Annotated in this window: 12 protein-coding genes; all 12 read right to left on the bottom strand. The window is 40.1% G+C overall.

Translation table 11 applies throughout. From position 1 onward, the window contains the following. Position 1: 1 nt before the first annotated feature. Complete coding sequence (locus tag D7X94_RS04760; RefSeq protein WP_120426595.1) at positions 2-1,525, bottom strand: recombinase family protein; 1,524 nt, start codon at positions 1,523-1,525, stop codon at positions 2-4. Positions 1,526-1,885: 360 nt separating this feature from the next. Further along, positions 1,886-8,842, bottom strand: a complete 6,957-nt coding sequence (locus D7X94_RS04755; protein WP_120426594.1) for a phage tail tape measure protein — start codon at positions 8,840-8,842, stop codon at positions 1,886-1,888. 119 nt (positions 8,843-8,961) lie between these two features. Further along, the gene (locus D7X94_RS04750) at positions 8,962-9,468 is read right to left on the bottom strand and encodes a hypothetical protein (protein WP_120426593.1); all 507 of its coding nucleotides are present in this window, start codon (positions 9,466-9,468) and stop codon (positions 8,962-8,964) included. Further along, a complete protein-coding gene (locus D7X94_RS04745) occupies positions 9,450-10,175 on the bottom strand; it encodes a hypothetical protein (protein ID WP_120426592.1) in 726 nt (241 codons plus the stop codon). Before D7X94_RS04745 ends, D7X94_RS04750 begins: the two co-directional genes overlap by 19 nt. Further along, positions 10,162-10,542: a hypothetical protein gene (locus tag D7X94_RS04740; RefSeq protein WP_120426591.1), complete on the bottom strand. Its 381-nt coding sequence runs from the start codon at positions 10,540-10,542 to the stop codon at positions 10,162-10,164. The genes D7X94_RS04745 and D7X94_RS04740 overlap by 14 nt, the downstream gene beginning before the upstream one ends. Positions 10,543-10,556: 14 nt before the next feature. Beyond that, complete coding sequence (locus tag D7X94_RS04735) at positions 10,557-10,940, bottom strand: hypothetical protein (RefSeq protein ID WP_120426590.1); 384 nt, start codon at positions 10,938-10,940, stop codon at positions 10,557-10,559. Next, complete coding sequence (locus D7X94_RS04730) at positions 10,933-11,220, bottom strand: hypothetical protein (protein WP_120426589.1); 288 nt, start codon at positions 11,218-11,220, stop codon at positions 10,933-10,935. The genes D7X94_RS04735 and D7X94_RS04730 overlap by 8 nt, the downstream gene beginning before the upstream one ends. A gap of 135 nt (positions 11,221-11,355) precedes the next feature. Continuing rightward, positions 11,356-11,538, bottom strand: a complete 183-nt coding sequence (locus tag D7X94_RS04725; RefSeq protein WP_120426588.1) for a hypothetical protein — start codon at positions 11,536-11,538, stop codon at positions 11,356-11,358. 144 nt (positions 11,539-11,682) lie between these two features. Beyond that, a complete protein-coding gene (locus D7X94_RS04720) occupies positions 11,683-12,204 on the bottom strand; it encodes a hypothetical protein (protein ID WP_120426587.1) in 522 nt (173 codons plus the stop codon). 210 nt (positions 12,205-12,414) lie between these two features. Next, complete coding sequence (locus tag D7X94_RS04715; protein WP_120426586.1) at positions 12,415-13,560, bottom strand: hypothetical protein; 1,146 nt, start codon at positions 13,558-13,560, stop codon at positions 12,415-12,417. 8 nt (positions 13,561-13,568) lie between these two features. Continuing rightward, positions 13,569-13,805: a hypothetical protein gene (locus tag D7X94_RS04710; RefSeq protein ID WP_120426585.1), complete on the bottom strand. Its 237-nt coding sequence runs from the start codon at positions 13,803-13,805 to the stop codon at positions 13,569-13,571. A 42-nt stretch (positions 13,806-13,847) separates the two neighbouring features. After that, positions 13,848-16,313 carry a hypothetical protein gene (locus tag D7X94_RS04705; RefSeq protein WP_120426584.1) on the bottom strand — a complete coding sequence of 822 codons (2,466 nt, stop codon included), beginning with the start codon at positions 16,311-16,313 and terminating at the stop codon, positions 13,848-13,850. Between the last annotated feature and the right edge of the window lie 12 nt (positions 16,314-16,325).

Here is a 16,325-nt window from a genome sequence, read left to right as displayed (position 1 = left end):
GTTAAATCCTCCACTTGATTTCGTAGCTGCCCTCCGTGGCCTTAATCTCCAGTATGAGATAGTCAACCACTTCCCTCTTGCTGTCTATGTCCAATTCATCCCAATGTGCCATATAGTCTTTCAACTGCTCTACATCGGGCTTTTCACTGTTCTCCAGCGGGGAAAGTTCACTCAACTGTTGCCTGTATATGCTGGCCTGTGCGTCAAGTTCCTTGATACGCTTGTTGATGTATTCCATCAAAACATCATTTGCATCTGATACTTTTGCAACTAATTTATCAATCTCCGCTGTAATTTGCTCCAATTTAACATTGATTTCATGGATTTTCGGATTTTCATGATTGATCTGCGGTTGTGTCAGTGTTTCAAACTCTTTGACGTGTTCCACCATTTCTTCAAGGATACAGGCTTCAAACGCATCAGCATTGATACCCCCCACGCCCTCACATCGGTTAGTCTGCATTCTGCGGCTGCAAATAAAGTACCGTATGATCCTCGTCTTTAACTTGCACTTTCGGATCGTCAGTGCATAACCACACTTACCACATTTGACTTTGCCAACCAACCATGTATTGTGTCCTTTAAGCGGCCTTGCAACCTGTTTGTTATTCAAACACTTTAGCCTTGCTCTAAGCCATATGTCGGACGGAACAATACCATCATGCGGGGCTAATACCACGTGTTGCCCTTCAAGGTGTACGGACTTGCGCCCAGCGTCTTTGTCGGAGTACAGATAGCAACCATTTGTGCCAATGTAATCTTCCGGGCTGTTGTGGAGGTTCGTACCCTGATCCTTATAGAATCGGTATACGTCCAAGTCTGCTTTGACATAAACAGGATTTTTGACCATATCAGCAATACGGCATCTATCCCATGCTCCATCTTTAGTACGGCTATTGGTAATCCCATTTTCAATCAAATAGCGGACAATATCACCATAGGACGTTTGCGGCTGTGCATACATAGAGAAAATCAGCTTTACAACTTCTGCTTCTTCAGAAATGATTGCATAATGGGCGGTCTTTTTGCCCTCAATCGTGAACGGCTCCAACTTGTAGCCGTATGGAATGCGCCCTCCCATATAAAACCCTTTGCGGCTCCGGGACATATAGGCATCCATTACTCGCTGCTGAATTGTTTCTCGTTCCAGTTCGGCAAATACTACAATAATTTTTAACATTGCCCGTCCCATAGGGCTTGAGGTGTCAAACTTCTCTGTGCAAGAAACAAATTCAACTCCGTATTGCTGAAATTCGGTAAACAGGTTCATGAAGTCCATAACTGATCTGCTAATACGATCCAGTTTATAAACGATAACCCTGTTTACCTCTCCCCTACGTATGGCCTCCATCATGATTTGAAATTGTGGGCGGTCTACGTTCTTTCCGCTATAACCTTTATCCGTAAAGGTCTTATATGCCCCTCCCCTTGTTTCATATTGGCAATACTCAATCTGGCTTTCAATACTGATACTATCCACCCGATCTACCGATTGCCTACAGTAAATTGCATCATATTTCTGCATCGGCTCTTTCCTTTCTACAAAAAGAGCCGCCAACGGTCATATTATACCGTAGCGGCTCGGATTCTTCAACCCACAAACTTTGAAAAAACATTATATAATCCGTTCTGAATATGCTGTTTTACCTTTTGCCGTTCCTCATCATTAGTGAAAACTGGCTTTAAGTTGCGAACGGTAACTTCCTTCCCTCCAACCATCTTTTTATGTTCGGTTGCTGTGTAACTAACGATATTGCTATTCATTAGTCATGTATCACCTCATTTCTGTAAAATATATTCCCTTTACGGCCTGTCCTATGACTGTAAAATTAAAGAATCCCGGTCTGTCAGATTTCTCTAACAGCCGGGATTAGTTATTTGTTCTTTATGGCTTTAAGGGATTACCAGTTCTATGCTTACCCCGTTTAATAAAAGCATCATTCAAGTCTGCAATCGTGCGTTGTGAAATATCCTTTGACAATTTTGCGATTTCGGCAGCATCAAGTTTCTGTGTGGTATGAACAGGAACGGTGATATTGTTATAAATTGTATCACCGCTATACTCAACAATACTTTGCGCTTGCTGTGCATCCTGCTTAATCTGATCGTGCATCTTGCTACCAATTAAATCTGTTGATTGTACAGAACCAAATAAAGCACCATACTTACCAAGCATAGTATCCGCAAAGTCAAGAATCTCATATATAGGCTCCTGCTGTTCTTCAGTAAGTACAGCTTCGCCCTTTTTCAACTTTGCAAATACTTCATCCTGCTTTAGCGTAGATTCATCACCAACAACGCCACCCTTATGATAGGTATATCTTTTGTACTTATCATAAAGCAATGCTCCACCAATTCTATCTACATACCAACTCGATCCATCAGTGACAGCATTGATACCATATCGACTAAGTTGTGCTGCCAAAGCCTTATTTTCTTCGTGCATTGCAGTACGCTTTTCAGAACTTGAAGAACTCCAAGCCTGACTATTTGCATATATTCTTTTAATGATGTTATGTGCATTTTCGGTTTCCTGTCCACCACTGGTATCATAATTTCCAGAGTTGCCGATTATGTTCGGTGTTCCTGTTGTACCGCCGCTTGAAGAACTACTGGCCTCCAGTGCCGCAAGCTGCTGTTGTGTCTGTAATACAGCATCCAGATAAGAGCCGTACTTTTGAACGGCTGCACTTGCCGCATCCCATGCAGAGGATATATCATTGTTTACGACTGTACCATATTCCGTATTCCAGTTAATTAAATCCTGATAAAGCGTGTCCCAATGATTGCTGATACGTTCAATGGATAAAAGATACAGCTTTTCTTCAGAAGAAATACTATTCTCAAGTATATCAATCTCTTTCTGCTTTTCTTTCTCATACGCATCAGCCATATCATCAAGCATATCACTTGCAGCACCATAAGCATGATCAGATTGAAAGTCGCTTAAATCGTTGATTTTATCTGCCAATTCTTCTTGTAACTTTGCCTTCTTAGCGGCTGCTTCACGGCTATCATCTAAATCAAGAGCCGCAATTTGCTTACGCAAATCAGCAATACCTTTTTCTTTATCTGCTAAATCTCTTGCGTATTCATCTTTCTCTTTTTCTAAATCTAATGACTTTTTCTGTAAGTCAACAAGTTCTTTCATAGCATCGACTTGATCTTCCAAAGCCTTGACTTGATTCTTAACTTCTTGCTTAATCATTTCTTCAACATATTTAAGCAAGTCGCTCAAAGCATCGGATTGATCCTCAAGTGCTTTTTTCGCTTCCTCGTTGGCCTTACTAATTTCTCCTGTAACTTTTCCAATTCCAGATTTTGCGCTATCTGCTAATGCTCTCATATTATTAATATTTGACACATAAGCATTATACAATTCTTCTGAAATCTGTCCTGATGCTTTCATCAATGCTAACTGAGCATATACCATATCCCAAGTTGCACCAGACGCTGTTGTTGTTGCATTGGCTAAATTTAATAATGCAGCAGCATTATTTTCATTAGCCGCATTTTGAATCTGCTGAATATATGCCAACGCCTGTTCAATCGCCATTTGTTCGGTTCTGGCAGCAATAACTCGCTGTATGCTTTCCTCATTGATGACTAACTGCCCATTTTCATCTTTCAAATAAGAAAGATATTGAATACCCCAAGAACAAATCTCTTGTAAAGTATCAATCGTAATAAACCCACTATCGGCATATTCATCTGCGGCAGTATGCAAAGCATCATACAAACCAGTTATTTGATCTATTGCATCATTTGCATTATCTACTACCTGTTGCCATGCGTTTGCAGAAGTCTCTTTGATCTTTTCATAATAATCCCACCACAAATCAGACAACTTACTAACTTCATCACTCTCATTAGAATATCCAAGAGAACGATAATACTCTGCCTGTTGATGAATTGCATCTTGCATTCTACGATAATAGTCAACTATATCAGAGGTATATTTTACAATAGCACCATAATCGCTATCAGCAATAGCATTATCAAGCCAATTCTCAGTAAGTGTTACAGAATTTTCAAGTTCACTAACAATATCCTCATAAGCATCTACAATATCATCTTTAATGCTATCTTGATACTCCCACCATTGCTTTTGCAAATCTTGAATATAATCCGAATTTTCATCAAGTCCCAGCTTACGATATTCTTCTGCCTGATTATGAACAGCCTCTTGCATCTGCTTATAAACAGCAACAATTTCAGAAGCACTTGCACCATTCTTTTCCATAAGGAAAATTTGATGTTCAAAATCGCCTATAATATCATCCATAGACTCTTTCATCTTTTTGAGTGTTTCTTCTAATTTTTCCTCAAGATTGGCAGTTGCATTAGCAGCATCTTTAATTTGTTTTGTCGTTGTTTTTGTGCTTGTGCTTGTACTGTTGGAAGATTTATTATCTGGCAGAACAGAGGTATATCCCTTATGTGTATTAAACCGTCCCCCGGCATAAGCGGGGACTACTCCCCTAATGACTGTCGATCCACGCTTAATCTTTTTGGTCTGCTCCGCTGTATAGACAATATCGCCTTCGTTCAAATGAGTAATTTCCGGGCCGTTAGTGCCAACCAGATAAGCACGATCACCAGATTGTACTAATTCCTCGCCTTTTTCACCGACAAGAGCATCCCCCTCCGGGGCATCAGAAGTGCCTTTTGCATAACCAAAAATACCACCTAAAATGCTGTTTTTACGTTGAACATCAACAGTAACGGTAACAGTTTTGCCTTTAAGGGTATTGATTGAACGCTGCAAATCAGTAACGGCCTGTTGCGCCAAATCTGCGGAGTTTGTGATACCATCCAATTCACTTGTTACGCTGGCGAATTTCAATTTATCCGTATTTTCTAACGCAGTATTAAGGTCAATCACTTCGCCCTGTGCATTGGTCAGCGTGATATTATCAGCTTCGCCCAGCTTTGTGATAAGCCCCTGTGTATCTTCTTTGGTGAAATTAAGCTGTGACATAAGTTTGGCAAGGCCATCAGCATTGATTGTAACCTCTACCCCGTCCTGCGCTGCAAGCCCAAGATCACTAAGGCTTTGTACCAGTGTTTCAACATTGGCATTGGCATCAAGTAATGTAATGCCGTCAACCTCTTGCAGAACATTCAGCAAATCATAAATATCCTTGTTGGTGTAGCCAAGGGAAATAAGCTGATCTGTCAGCGTACCGACATTTACCGCTGTACCGTCTATAGAGTCAGACGCAAGGCCGATTTCCTCCACGGCTTTCATTACAGCATTAATATCATAAAAATTGAAGTCCCTATACATGGACAAGGCTTCCATACAGGCCAACGCCGCTTCGCTGGTAATACCCAACCTGTCAGCCAGCAAATCGAGGTTTTCAGAATCAAACTGAAAATCGTAAGAGCCATCTGACAATTTCTGAATCTGTCCAATGACTGATCCATCGTCTGCCTTTATCTCCCCCGCTTCAGAAATGGCATAGAGTCTATCAAGGAATCCTGCTCCTGCACTATCGGCATCTTTAAAAATATCAACATTCTTCTGCATTGCAGAATAGATTTCGTCCAGCCCATCAGCCCAGCCCCATTCCTGAAGCTGATCTGCTCCGAACAAAAATTCTGCCGCCGCCCAAAATGCGTTGCTATTTGTAGTCCCAGCTACAAACTGTTCATTGAGTTCTTTGAACGCATCGGCATATGATTTGAAGTCTGTATCTTTCTCCGGGGTTTTCATTGCTGCATCATAACGGGATTTTGCGTCTGTTACCTCGTCAAACCGCCCACGCAAACTTTCAAGTGCCTCATTCAGCGTCAACGCATCATCGGTAATTAGTGCAAAACCATCTCCGCCCATTGCTCCAGTCTGGAGAACGTGCGCTAAGAATCGTGCGCTCATACCATCCTGTTCCAGTAATGCCGCTAATTCACCGCTGCTGCTGGCTAAATCATTGATATTGTCTGCTGTGATACCATCAAGACTATTTGCCAACTCCAAAATAGACTTCTTGGTATCTTCAAATCCTTCTGCGTTCCAGAGATTTGACAGAATATCATTGAGTTTTTCACTGTGCGATAAAGTTTTGGTTTCGACTGTTTCTAAGGTATCTTCAATCTCTTGATAGAATTGACTATACAGCCTATCACTTTGCAAAATGCTGTCAACCAGCCCTTCGGCGGTAAATGTCCCGTTTGTGTCAAAATCTAAATCATCATCCAGCTTTTTGATGATATTTTGCCTAAACTGTTCAAATTCCTCTTTGGTTTTAGGATCGTCAATCCCTCTGGCGGCTGCAACATAATACTGTGCAATCAGCTTATTGGCATTGTCGATTGCTTCTACCACTGGATCAAGTGCATCTGCATAATTGTCATATGCGTCTGAAAGTTTATTAAATACATCACTATCTGATCCAAACTCTTTTCGGACAGCGTTCATTGCCTTTTCGAGAAAATCACGATTTTCCTTCAAGTCCTCGAATGACAGATCGCTAAAAAAGTCCACATAATCAGAATGAGGAAGGCTTACTATGCTATCACTGGTTGTCAGTCCTTGATCGTACAGCCATTTGATAATTGCCTTTTCAGAATCTTTATTACTTGTAATAGAGCCAGTGCCTAACCAAGTTTCAAGATCACCAATAACATCTTTCTTCGCCGTTTTAGCACCTTTAATTGCCTGTGAAATATCGGTATCAAGCTGATCCAGCGTGATTGTTTTAATAGCTGTCTGCAAATCGCCATATTTGGCAATCAACTCATCAACGGATTGCCCTTCCAGCCCAAGAGCCTTGATAATACCATCCTGCGCTGCAAGCATATCCTCTTTGGCTGCTGTGCCAGCGTCCACGGCATCAGCCAACGCAAAATATGTATTTGCTAACTCAATAATATTACTGGCGTGTTCTGCGGCCTCATTACCAGCATCAATAATTTCCTGTCGGGCTTCAGCCAGTTTGCTATTGACCGTGGAAATGACCGTTACAGCCGTTGTAAGGGCCATGACAAGGAATCCTATGGGATTAGCCGCAATCGCCGCTCCAAGGGCCTTAAAAGCCCCGGAAAGGCTAAATGTGGCGGTTGTAGCTGCGCCCTCCGCTGTAGTCAGCCCCATTGTCGCAAGAGTCTGTTGTGCTTCCTCTTTGGTAAGGCCGCTGGCGGTCAGGATCATCATGCGCTGCTCTGTAGTCAGGGCCTTATTACTGACTACTAATTTAAGCTGCTGTGCATTGAGTCCCTTTGTCACTGTCAGTAGTTGGTTAAACTGCTCCGTGGACAATTTTACATTTGCGGATTTACCCAAAATATTAAACGTTGCTGATAGATTAGTTACACTCTGATATATGCTTTTAAGTTTGCCACCGAAGATACCAAGCCCCTTCATTGTTAAGGCTGCTCCCAAAGTAGACAGCGCAATAGTCAGAAGGTTTGTGGCCTCCAGAAAATCAAGTACAGCCGCCCCAGCATCAATAAAGCCGTTCAGCAATTCAGGCGGGAAAGTCTGCTTTGACAGTGCTTCAGCAGAAGCAATCAGCGTATTAAAATGTGCCTCCACGGACTCCTGATAGGCCGCAAACTTTTTCATAGCCGTACCCTCGGAGTTGGTTGCTACCTCGGCATATTCAAGAGCCTTGCCGTAGTTTTGCATTAAGATCAAGAATTGGTTGCGCTGCCGTGTTCCAGCAATAGAAGTTGCAATAGCCGATTGCTCAAGGTTTGTCAACGAGTCCCACTTTGCGGCAACCTCATCCAGAACGGTTTCCATGTTCCTAAAATCGCCGTTAGTATCTCTAAGTGCAATTCCAATTTTGCCTAAAGCCTTCTCAACGTCATTAATGGCCTCACCTGTCTCATCATCAACAAATTTACCCACTTTAACGTTTTGGAGTCTTGCGAAAATGGAGCGCATTGCCGTACCAATTTCCTCTGCGCTGCTTTGCGTGGTTTCCTTCATGACAGCCAAATATCCCAGCAGCTTATCCATGCTTACACCAGCCATACTTGCGCTACTGGCAGTTCTGGACATTGCAATGGCTAAGTCTGCGGACGATACAGCAGCTTGCAAGTCAATAGCAGTCAGCTTATCAACGATCCCCGATACCTCATCAACTGCCAGCCCATAGCCTTTCATTGCGCTGGTAAGATTCTTTGTGGCCTCTGCGGAATCCATCTTTCCAACCTTTGACAGCACCATTGACTGTGCAATAAGCTGTTCAACCTCGGCAATACTCTTACCCTGTCGTAACCATTCATCGGCGGCATCAACCACCTGTGACGTTGTTGCACCTAACTCCTTTGCCAAGGCATTGTAGCTATCCACCAAGCGGGACGCATCTTCATAGTTTTGGCCTGTTACCATCCGCAAATCGGTCAACTGCTGATCCAGTTCGGCGGCTGTGTGAATCATCTGCTTTGCTGTATTCTGTAACGTGCGGAATGCCTGATTTAATAGGCCAACACTTGCAACTGTCGCCGCTGATTTCTTATTGATAGAATCCAGATTATTACCCATCTGCTGAAGTTCACCGTTGCCCTCAACATTGGGATTGATTTTGACTTTTCCGATTTGCTTTTGCAATGCGCCTGTATCAATTTTAGGTGCAACTTGCACCTGTGAAACTGCCGCTTGAACATCTTTTTTCAGCTTTGATTTATCAATGGAGCCAATCGGATTGACATTTCCCTTTAGATTCTTTAAGTCCTTTTTCAGTTGCGAACTGGTCTTAGCATAATCCAGTTTACCAGTAATCAATAAACTAAGATTCTTTGATAATTGATTTAGCTGTGACTGGATTAGTTGCGTAGTCTGCGCTATTTGTAAGCCAAGTACAATTTCGCCATCTGCGTTACTATTTGCCATATCTTACCCCCTTACCTTTTCGGCAATCTTGTTTAACTGCTCTTGAATTAAGTGCATAGTCTGTTCAATATTCAATCCTAATATGATTTGATTATTAGTGTTTTCCATGTTCATCCTCCTTACCTTTTCGGCAATTTACCGTATCTGTTGCTGAAGGTTGAATAATCTGTGGCCTGTTGTGTCAGCCTACACCCTATAACGCTAAACGCAGATACGACATATAATCCATTTCCTTGTAAATCTGACTCAACATCGGCCAAATCCACCTCAATATTGTAAAAATCTTTGCTATTTTTCTTAATATCAGGCAATTTATCCTGCATCTTTGTCCATAACAGAGCATCTACCTGAAGATAGTTGCGCCACTTGCCATCTACCAACAGCTTTGTCCAGCGACTACCAGCAGACTCCGGGATCACGCCAACGCCGCACGTCCCATCCTCATCAACAATGGGAACGTTCTGTATATCTGAAGCCGCTGCGTTAATGGCTTCTAACGAAAAAAGGTACTTGCCGAAGCAAGCACCCTCAAACAAAAGATTTATTGTTATCTCAATCTGGCGGCTATCTGGCTGTGTGCTGTTGATTGAGTACAGGGCGGGGATCGTCAAGTTGTCCAAGGCCATGTTCCCTCTCTCACATCATACAAATCAGCGTAGCTTTCCGCAAAAATACTATCGTCAACACTCCGTAACTGTTTCAGTTGCAACAACTCATGATTTGCAAACTGCCAGCAATCATCATGTTCGCAAAGCATATTATCAGCAATAAACGTTTCGCCAATAATCCGATCACCTACATACGCTGCAAGTAAATTTTTTTGCTGTTGATCTGTAAGATGATAAATAGATTGCAGTAAATCATACAACGCTCTCATTACTTTTAATACTTGTGCTGGATAAGCATTATAATACTGTTCAAACACATCTTCACAATCGTTTTTAACATATTGGATAGCCATATTTGCTTTGTTCTCAAGCGTACTATCTTCCCAAGTCATACCCTTATATTGGTGTAAGCTACTCAATTTGCCGAAGTATAGCCCCACAATAGTTTCTGCTTTCGTCTTTCCGCCCTCGTCACTATATTTTTTCTCCGCTTGTGCCATGCACGCTCTATGTAACTCAGTTCGATATGGCTTATCGTTAAAAAACAAAGTATTCTTAAACCGTTCAATATCAATATTCTCGCCTGAATTGTCCAAAGACTGTTTAACACAGCACTTTTTGCACATTGGAGTCAGCTTATCTTTGTGCTTCGGATTGAATGATTTATAAAATGCGCTATCCGCTAATTTTTTTCCACAACACGAACATACTTTACCATTTTGCATGATCCACCTCCTTAAAATACTCGTTAATAGCCTCCTGCAAGCCCGGAACGTTGACGAAGTAGTATACAGGCCACCCCTTGTTGCGCCGATCCTTACCTAAATGATGGATATAATAGCCACGAACTAAAAGCCGCTGTGCTAATCCAAGTTTGTAAACTGCGATTGTAGGTACGTTACTTTTACACCTAAAAAGTTCCTTTCTAATTCTCTGTATATCTTCTACCAGCCCCGGTGTGTTGCGAAAATAAAACACACGCAAATGCCTTTTATTCTGGTTAATATCTGTATGGTCAATAACATACCCCTCTGCCATAAGACGGCTTGCAATCGACAAACTAAAAACAGGTAAAGTCTTTTTTTCTTCCATTGTCACATCCTCCTTTAATCAAGCCAAGGCAACTCGCCATTGGCTAATAGTTCTTCAGCTAATTCCTGCGACATTTCAAAACATACTAAAACGCCAATAACAGGCTTCAAGAGCATATTAATAACGTCCTCGTTAAGCGTATAAAGGAATTGCGGAATACTCGCACCAAATATTCTTATAAATCGCTCCGTATCAAACTCTGGCTGGTATAATGCAAACCGCCGACAATCCGATAGATCATCAGCGGCATCAACTTCCATGTATTTCATTGTTTTAGCGTCAAACGCAAAGACGGCGGCTCCCTCATCATATGTCCGATAGAACAATATGGGGTATTTATATTTTACCTTTCCCGCTGCCTTGTCCCATTCTAATGTGACTGTCCTCAAATCATCCATTTTTTGCCGCCTCCAATACTTTTAGCAAAGGTAAATCAATCAGTTTTGCATACTGTTTATATTCGTCCTCTGTTATATCCATAGAGACTCCAATGTAGCGTGAAGTTTCCTGCCCAATATTAAAATCATTAAGTGCTTTGACATACCCCGGCATAACCCTACCAAAAAACGATTCAAACAAGTCTGTTTCAGACGCATAGAAAATATATCGGCCTGTATCTGAAATGTCCTGTGATACAGGCATATTGATGAATTTCTTTTCTGCTGTATCATAGGCCATAATTGCGCCTTAATATCCTGCGTATGAATTAAAGTATCATGAAAGAAAACATGAATTTTATCCTTATTTAAACTTCTAATTGTTATTAACATTGTTTAATCATCCTCCTTATTTGTTCAATCGTGGATTTATGATTTACAGAAAATACCGCACAAACGCCTTTGCCACACGCTGCTTGTCGTTTTGCATTAAGCTGTGCCATTTATCCCATAACTCTCCCATTACATCATCAACTGAACGATATTCACCGTCCTGCTTAATTGAGATACCAACGGTTTCAAGAACCTGTGCCATTGTTTCAATCTGTTCATTATCCATTATAAATACCTCCGCATTTAATTTCTATTTGATAAAATATATTCAAGGGCGCAAGCCCTTCCGCAGAACATAAGCCGCCATGCGGCGTTGTTCAAGGTAAAAACTCCTGCGTCCAAAGCTGCCGCTGTTATTTGTGGTGTAATATTAAGTCAAATATTCTTCTTGCAAATCCTTAATTGCCACATGAGGATTGTCGTTCATTGCGTCATAAAAGTTAGTCAGCTTATCCAAAACACGTTTCTTCTGCTTATCTGTCAAATCTGAATCTGCCACTAAATCTTCAAATGGCTCCATTACCCATTTGTGAGTATCAAAATAAATAACACCTACGCCAAGTTCTCCATCATCGTTACAACTAAGCAATAGAATGACTTCCTCACGATAAAATGTATTTTTGCGTTGAGTAATTGCCATATTGCCTAATGCTGTTTTTGCCTTATTAATGATTTCATCTTCTGAAGCATCCCATCTGACAGAAAATTTGTTGCAGTAGAAAAACTCTGGATGATCCATATTAAATGGGTTTTCCTCCTTTATAAGTGAAGAAAGTGGACTTTTGTATTTAGTGTAAAACCCCAATGTTCCATCACCTACATTATTTCTTAATGCGTTTGTCGTAAAAACAAAATATGTCTTTGGCTTGTATCTATCAATATTTGTGTTCATTGCTTTATCCTCCTTGTTATTTAGCAAAACCGATTTTTTCAGGCCTTTTGAAAAATCCTTGTACTAAGCACTTTTCAGCGTATTTAGGCGAACAACAAAAACCTTATATATATTATTGCTTAATAGGATTTTCATTGTCCAATCGTACCTGCTGGAAAGTCCTTAAATACAGAGGGTTTCAGCACCTTTTGAAAAATAGGTTTTTCTGATTTAAGTTGTTATTGTTGACTCACTATAGTCAATTTGAATATTCTGCGCTCTTTCCTGCATCAAATCCTGATACGATTTCGCAGAAGGCATATACGGTCTAATATCCTCTGCATCATATAGCAATGTGATTTCGGACAGGTTTTTAAAGTTTTCGATGAAGTCTTTATCTGCCCTTGGTTTATCTGCTGATCTTTTTTCCGCATTGCTGTCCACAATATATTTGAATACTGTGCCAATTTCCTGCTTACAATCTTCCAATGTTTTATCCTTGAAAGTCTGAAGAATATGCTTACACCGATCCATGTTGATACGGTAAAGTTCAAACCCCTTAATAACATATTTAATACCCTCTGCTTTAAGCAGACTATCCAGAGCCGCTTTATAGAGTACGCCAGTCTTGCCGTACCATCTATCAGAGGCATTTACTACTCCTGCTATCACGCCGGCCTTATCTATGATATTTGCATAGTTTTTTAATTCCTTTTGCGTTGCCTTGTGACGATTGACGGCCTGATTAACTTTAATCTTTTTACCTTCATTCTTTACACTTAATTCCTCATCAACTGCAATAATATGAATCTGGTCAAAGAAAATACAGTTTAACGCTGCAAGGTATTTAATACATTGTTCCACATAATCATCAATACGGCTATCCGTATTTGTAAAAAACTCAAGTACAGTTGATTTAGGAATCTTAATATCCGTTACAACTGAATTTTGCCGTGATTTCATATAACCATAGTTCCTGTTTACCATGTAGGTATCACGTGCTAAATCATAACTTGTAATTAGTGACATACGATTATTCTCGTCACTAATAACCTGTGCCAAGATTAATGGCGCAAGATATTGATAAATACCTTTGTGCAATTTAAGTTCTGCATCTGTAATAGGGGATTCAAAGACCCGTGTAATTTTATACTTCCTGCTTTCTGGATCATGCTCATATTCGCAATAGCGGGACAGACGGCTAAAGAATAGTTTTTGTTTTTGACTGTTAGGAAATTTCCCCCGCTTGTTATATTCTCTTTTCTGTGCCGCTGTACAAATCAATTCCACAAGTGACTTTTCCAAGTATACCCTTGCTTGCAGATTAATATTGTTGATAATCTCATCTCCTAAGTTAGATTTTACTTTTTGCCTCATTTGTCGCCTCAATTATCCAGCGCAACAAAGCCAACCATGCGCCGATCATACTCATCTATAAAATCGCGTAACTTATCATATTGATGTTGAGTAATAGCAAATCTTGCGTTGATGAACAATGAAAAACCCCTTATTGAGATACCAACTTTAGAAGCCAACCACTTTTTGCTAATACCATATTTTGCAACAAATTTCTTCGTTTGCTGCATTAGTTCTTCCTGTTGCTGAATTGTAATTTGTGCCATAAAGCACCTTCCTTTCTATTTTGATTTACATAAAACAAAGTGTTAGCGGAGATGTAAATCCACCAATACTTGTTTCCGAATATTTTTTGATTCTTTTGCTTTAGCAAATTTCCTTCCCGTAGCTTCTTTTTGGCATGCTCTCATACCTTCTATTATATAGGATTTTTCAATGGTCGATTTTAAAAAGCTATCAAGATTTCCGCAAAATTCCGAATTGTCATCCAAGGATTTCACATACGCAAAATCATAAATTCTGATTGTTTCATTTCCCTTTGCTGTTTCACTTAGCCAGTAAACAGGCTCCATTCGTTTCCTTATGAGTTTATAGAAGGCTCCATTGTGGACTTGAAACAATACCATGAAAAGAAATTTGCGAATATTGGTATAGTCCTTTTTGTCCAGTAGCTTCAGCAAGTGATACATGGTTTTCTGCTCAAGAGACAGCTTTGAAATTTGGGCAATTAGTTTGGATTCTATTTCATCAGCAGCATTCCGCTTTTCCGCATTGTTACCCTGATCGCTTTTCCAGATACCATCTATTTTTCTTTTGGCTTCTTGAATCATAACTACAATGTCTCTCGCCTGTTTACTGCGAAGCTGGCCTGATATTGTCCTTGAATCAATTAAAACATCGGCAAAGTCAAGTAAATCTTTTGACTTCCAGCGGCTCATCTGATAGCGGCTGATTGCCTTCTCTAAGTAATCCATAGCTGTTTTATGCTCGATATATGACATACGCCCTTTTTCTATCGAAAGATTTTCTCTATCTGCTATAATTTCATTCGCTTCTTTAAGTGTTCCAACAATATCATGTTTCCTGTATTCACCATCTTCTTCAATATAAATGTAATAGCCATCCCGATAACCTTTATAATCATCAATATATTGAAAGAACAAAGGCCGTATATGTCTACCTTTCTCATCACGCATACCATACTTTTCTTTCAACTTTTTAAGTTCTAAGGTATTGTCAGCCGGATTTTCCCGTTTTGCAGAATCAATTTCCAGATTGCTCATAACGTCCAACTGAGCAATATCACAATATAAACCCATTACAGATTCTATACTGGCTCCTTTATACAATCTATCCCACAAAATAGAATTTAACTCTTGTGAAAGGTTAATAATCTCACCAATTTTATTTACACTTGTTTTAATATCCAAATCTGCTTTATCGGAGTTTGTGTATAACCGTTTTAGGCTTGTGGCCTCAACTAATTTGGTTGGGACGGGGAAATGCTTATAATTCCGCTTCGCTGTCTGAAGCATTATTTCGTTATTCGTCAGCATAATAGTGTCACTATCAAAGTCAGCACCAGATAACCGCTCAAGGATATTTTCGTTGATACTATTGATATATACGATTTCTGGCGTTGGATTCAAATAGCGGGTTATTTCTTCATGCTGCGCATTCTTTGTTACCAGAACATTTCCCATTGTGATGTGAGGGCTACGTGATCCCAATAGTTCTTCCCCGTCAGCAAAATACGTGCTATGTACTGTGTTCGGTTCCATGATAGGGTTTCCGCTAAACTGACCTATGGATTGCATCAACATTTCAATGGGATTTCCGCATAAGACGCTATAATTTCCGTACACAAGGATATGTCCGCAACGCAAGTTCTTTTTGAAAGAATCCAAGATTGCCTTCGCAAAGTCACGATATAACTTTGTTTGAGAAAAACAATCTGTAGTTTCCAGCATTTTAGTAATAATATCATTCTTTGATGTAATCGCCCGATTATAATATGTCTCATCTGGAGTACAATACTGATAGCCAATATAGTGTTTCAATACTGCTGGATCATTCTTAATCATGTTTGCATAGTCAAGGGATGGTTTCACCAGCTTTTCCACTTCATCATAGGTCATTTGTAAAGTGTTTAGTAACTGGTAATGTGTTTGCACCATACGCCCATCAAAAAAGTGTGTTGGCTTTTCGTGCTTTACAACTCCAAATATAGACTCTATTTCATCCAACCATTCATCAAATTTACCAAACTTTAAGAACTTAATAGAACTTGCTGTGGTAATCAGCTTAATATCTTCAATCCTTTTCGCCTGAGTTTTTCCGCATAGCTGGCCTACATCGGTTATTCCGTTATCTACAAACCATTGTTGGATATTTGCATTGAAACAGCATGACTTAAAGAATCTGCCACGTAACAAGAGCATCCCATGTTCTTTAGCAACTGGATTATCTTTCCGCTGCTGCTCTTGAAATTCCAAAAAGAGGCTTCTATCCATAAGTGATTGTCCATCCCAAATATTGTTTGAGATTTCCAAATCTTCAGGTTTTGATGTTAATTGCCCGTTTTCAAATCTTGTGGCTATTACATGATCTATGAACTTGCTCTTATAATCATCAATCAAAAGAATGTTTTCAGGCTTAATTTCTACTGTTCCAATGATGCTACTAAGCGTTAAAGAGATATACGCTTCTAAGGCCGCAAGATCAATTTCTTGATTTTCCGCAATCTTCAATCCGCACATAGACCATTTAATCATTGGTGTATATAG

The sequence above is a fragment of the Acutalibacter sp. 1XD8-33 genome, from assembly GCF_003612555.1.
Lineage (GTDB): Bacteria > Bacillota > Clostridia > Oscillospirales > Acutalibacteraceae > Acutalibacter.
The sequence above is the reverse complement of the archived record's forward strand: the minus strand, read 5'-3'. Positions and strand labels throughout refer to the sequence as shown.

Coding starts and splice junctions, on each gene's coding strand:
- D7X94_RS04740 (WP_120426591.1), bottom strand. CDS start 10,542: ATGGAAGAAAAAAAGACTTTACCTGTTTTTAGTTTGTCGATTGCAAGC.
- D7X94_RS04750 (WP_120426593.1), bottom strand. CDS start 9,468: ATGGCCTTGGACAACTTGACGATCCCCGCCCTGTACTCAATCAACAGC.
- D7X94_RS04705 (WP_120426584.1), bottom strand. CDS start 16,313: ATGATTAAATGGTCTATGTGCGGATTGAAGATTGCGGAAAATCAAGAA.
- D7X94_RS04725 (WP_120426588.1), bottom strand. CDS start 11,538: ATGGATAATGAACAGATTGAAACAATGGCACAGGTTCTTGAAACCGTT.
- D7X94_RS04730 (WP_120426589.1), bottom strand. CDS start 11,220: ATGGCCTATGATACAGCAGAAAAGAAATTCATCAATATGCCTGTATCA.
- D7X94_RS04710 (WP_120426585.1), bottom strand. CDS start 13,805: ATGGCACAAATTACAATTCAGCAACAGGAAGAACTAATGCAGCAAACG.
- D7X94_RS04755 (WP_120426594.1), bottom strand. CDS start 8,842: ATGGCAAATAGTAACGCAGATGGCGAAATTGTACTTGGCTTACAAATA.
- D7X94_RS04745 (WP_120426592.1), bottom strand. CDS start 10,175: ATGCAAAATGGTAAAGTATGTTCGTGTTGTGGAAAAAAATTAGCGGAT.
- D7X94_RS04715 (WP_120426586.1), bottom strand. CDS start 13,560: ATGAGGCAAAAAGTAAAATCTAACTTAGGAGATGAGATTATCAACAAT.
- D7X94_RS04735 (WP_120426590.1), bottom strand. CDS start 10,940: ATGGATGATTTGAGGACAGTCACATTAGAATGGGACAAGGCAGCGGGA.
- D7X94_RS04720 (WP_120426587.1), bottom strand. CDS start 12,204: ATGAACACAAATATTGATAGATACAAGCCAAAGACATATTTTGTTTTT.
- D7X94_RS04760 (WP_120426595.1), bottom strand. CDS start 1,525: ATGCAGAAATATGATGCAATTTACTGTAGGCAATCGGTAGATCGGGTG.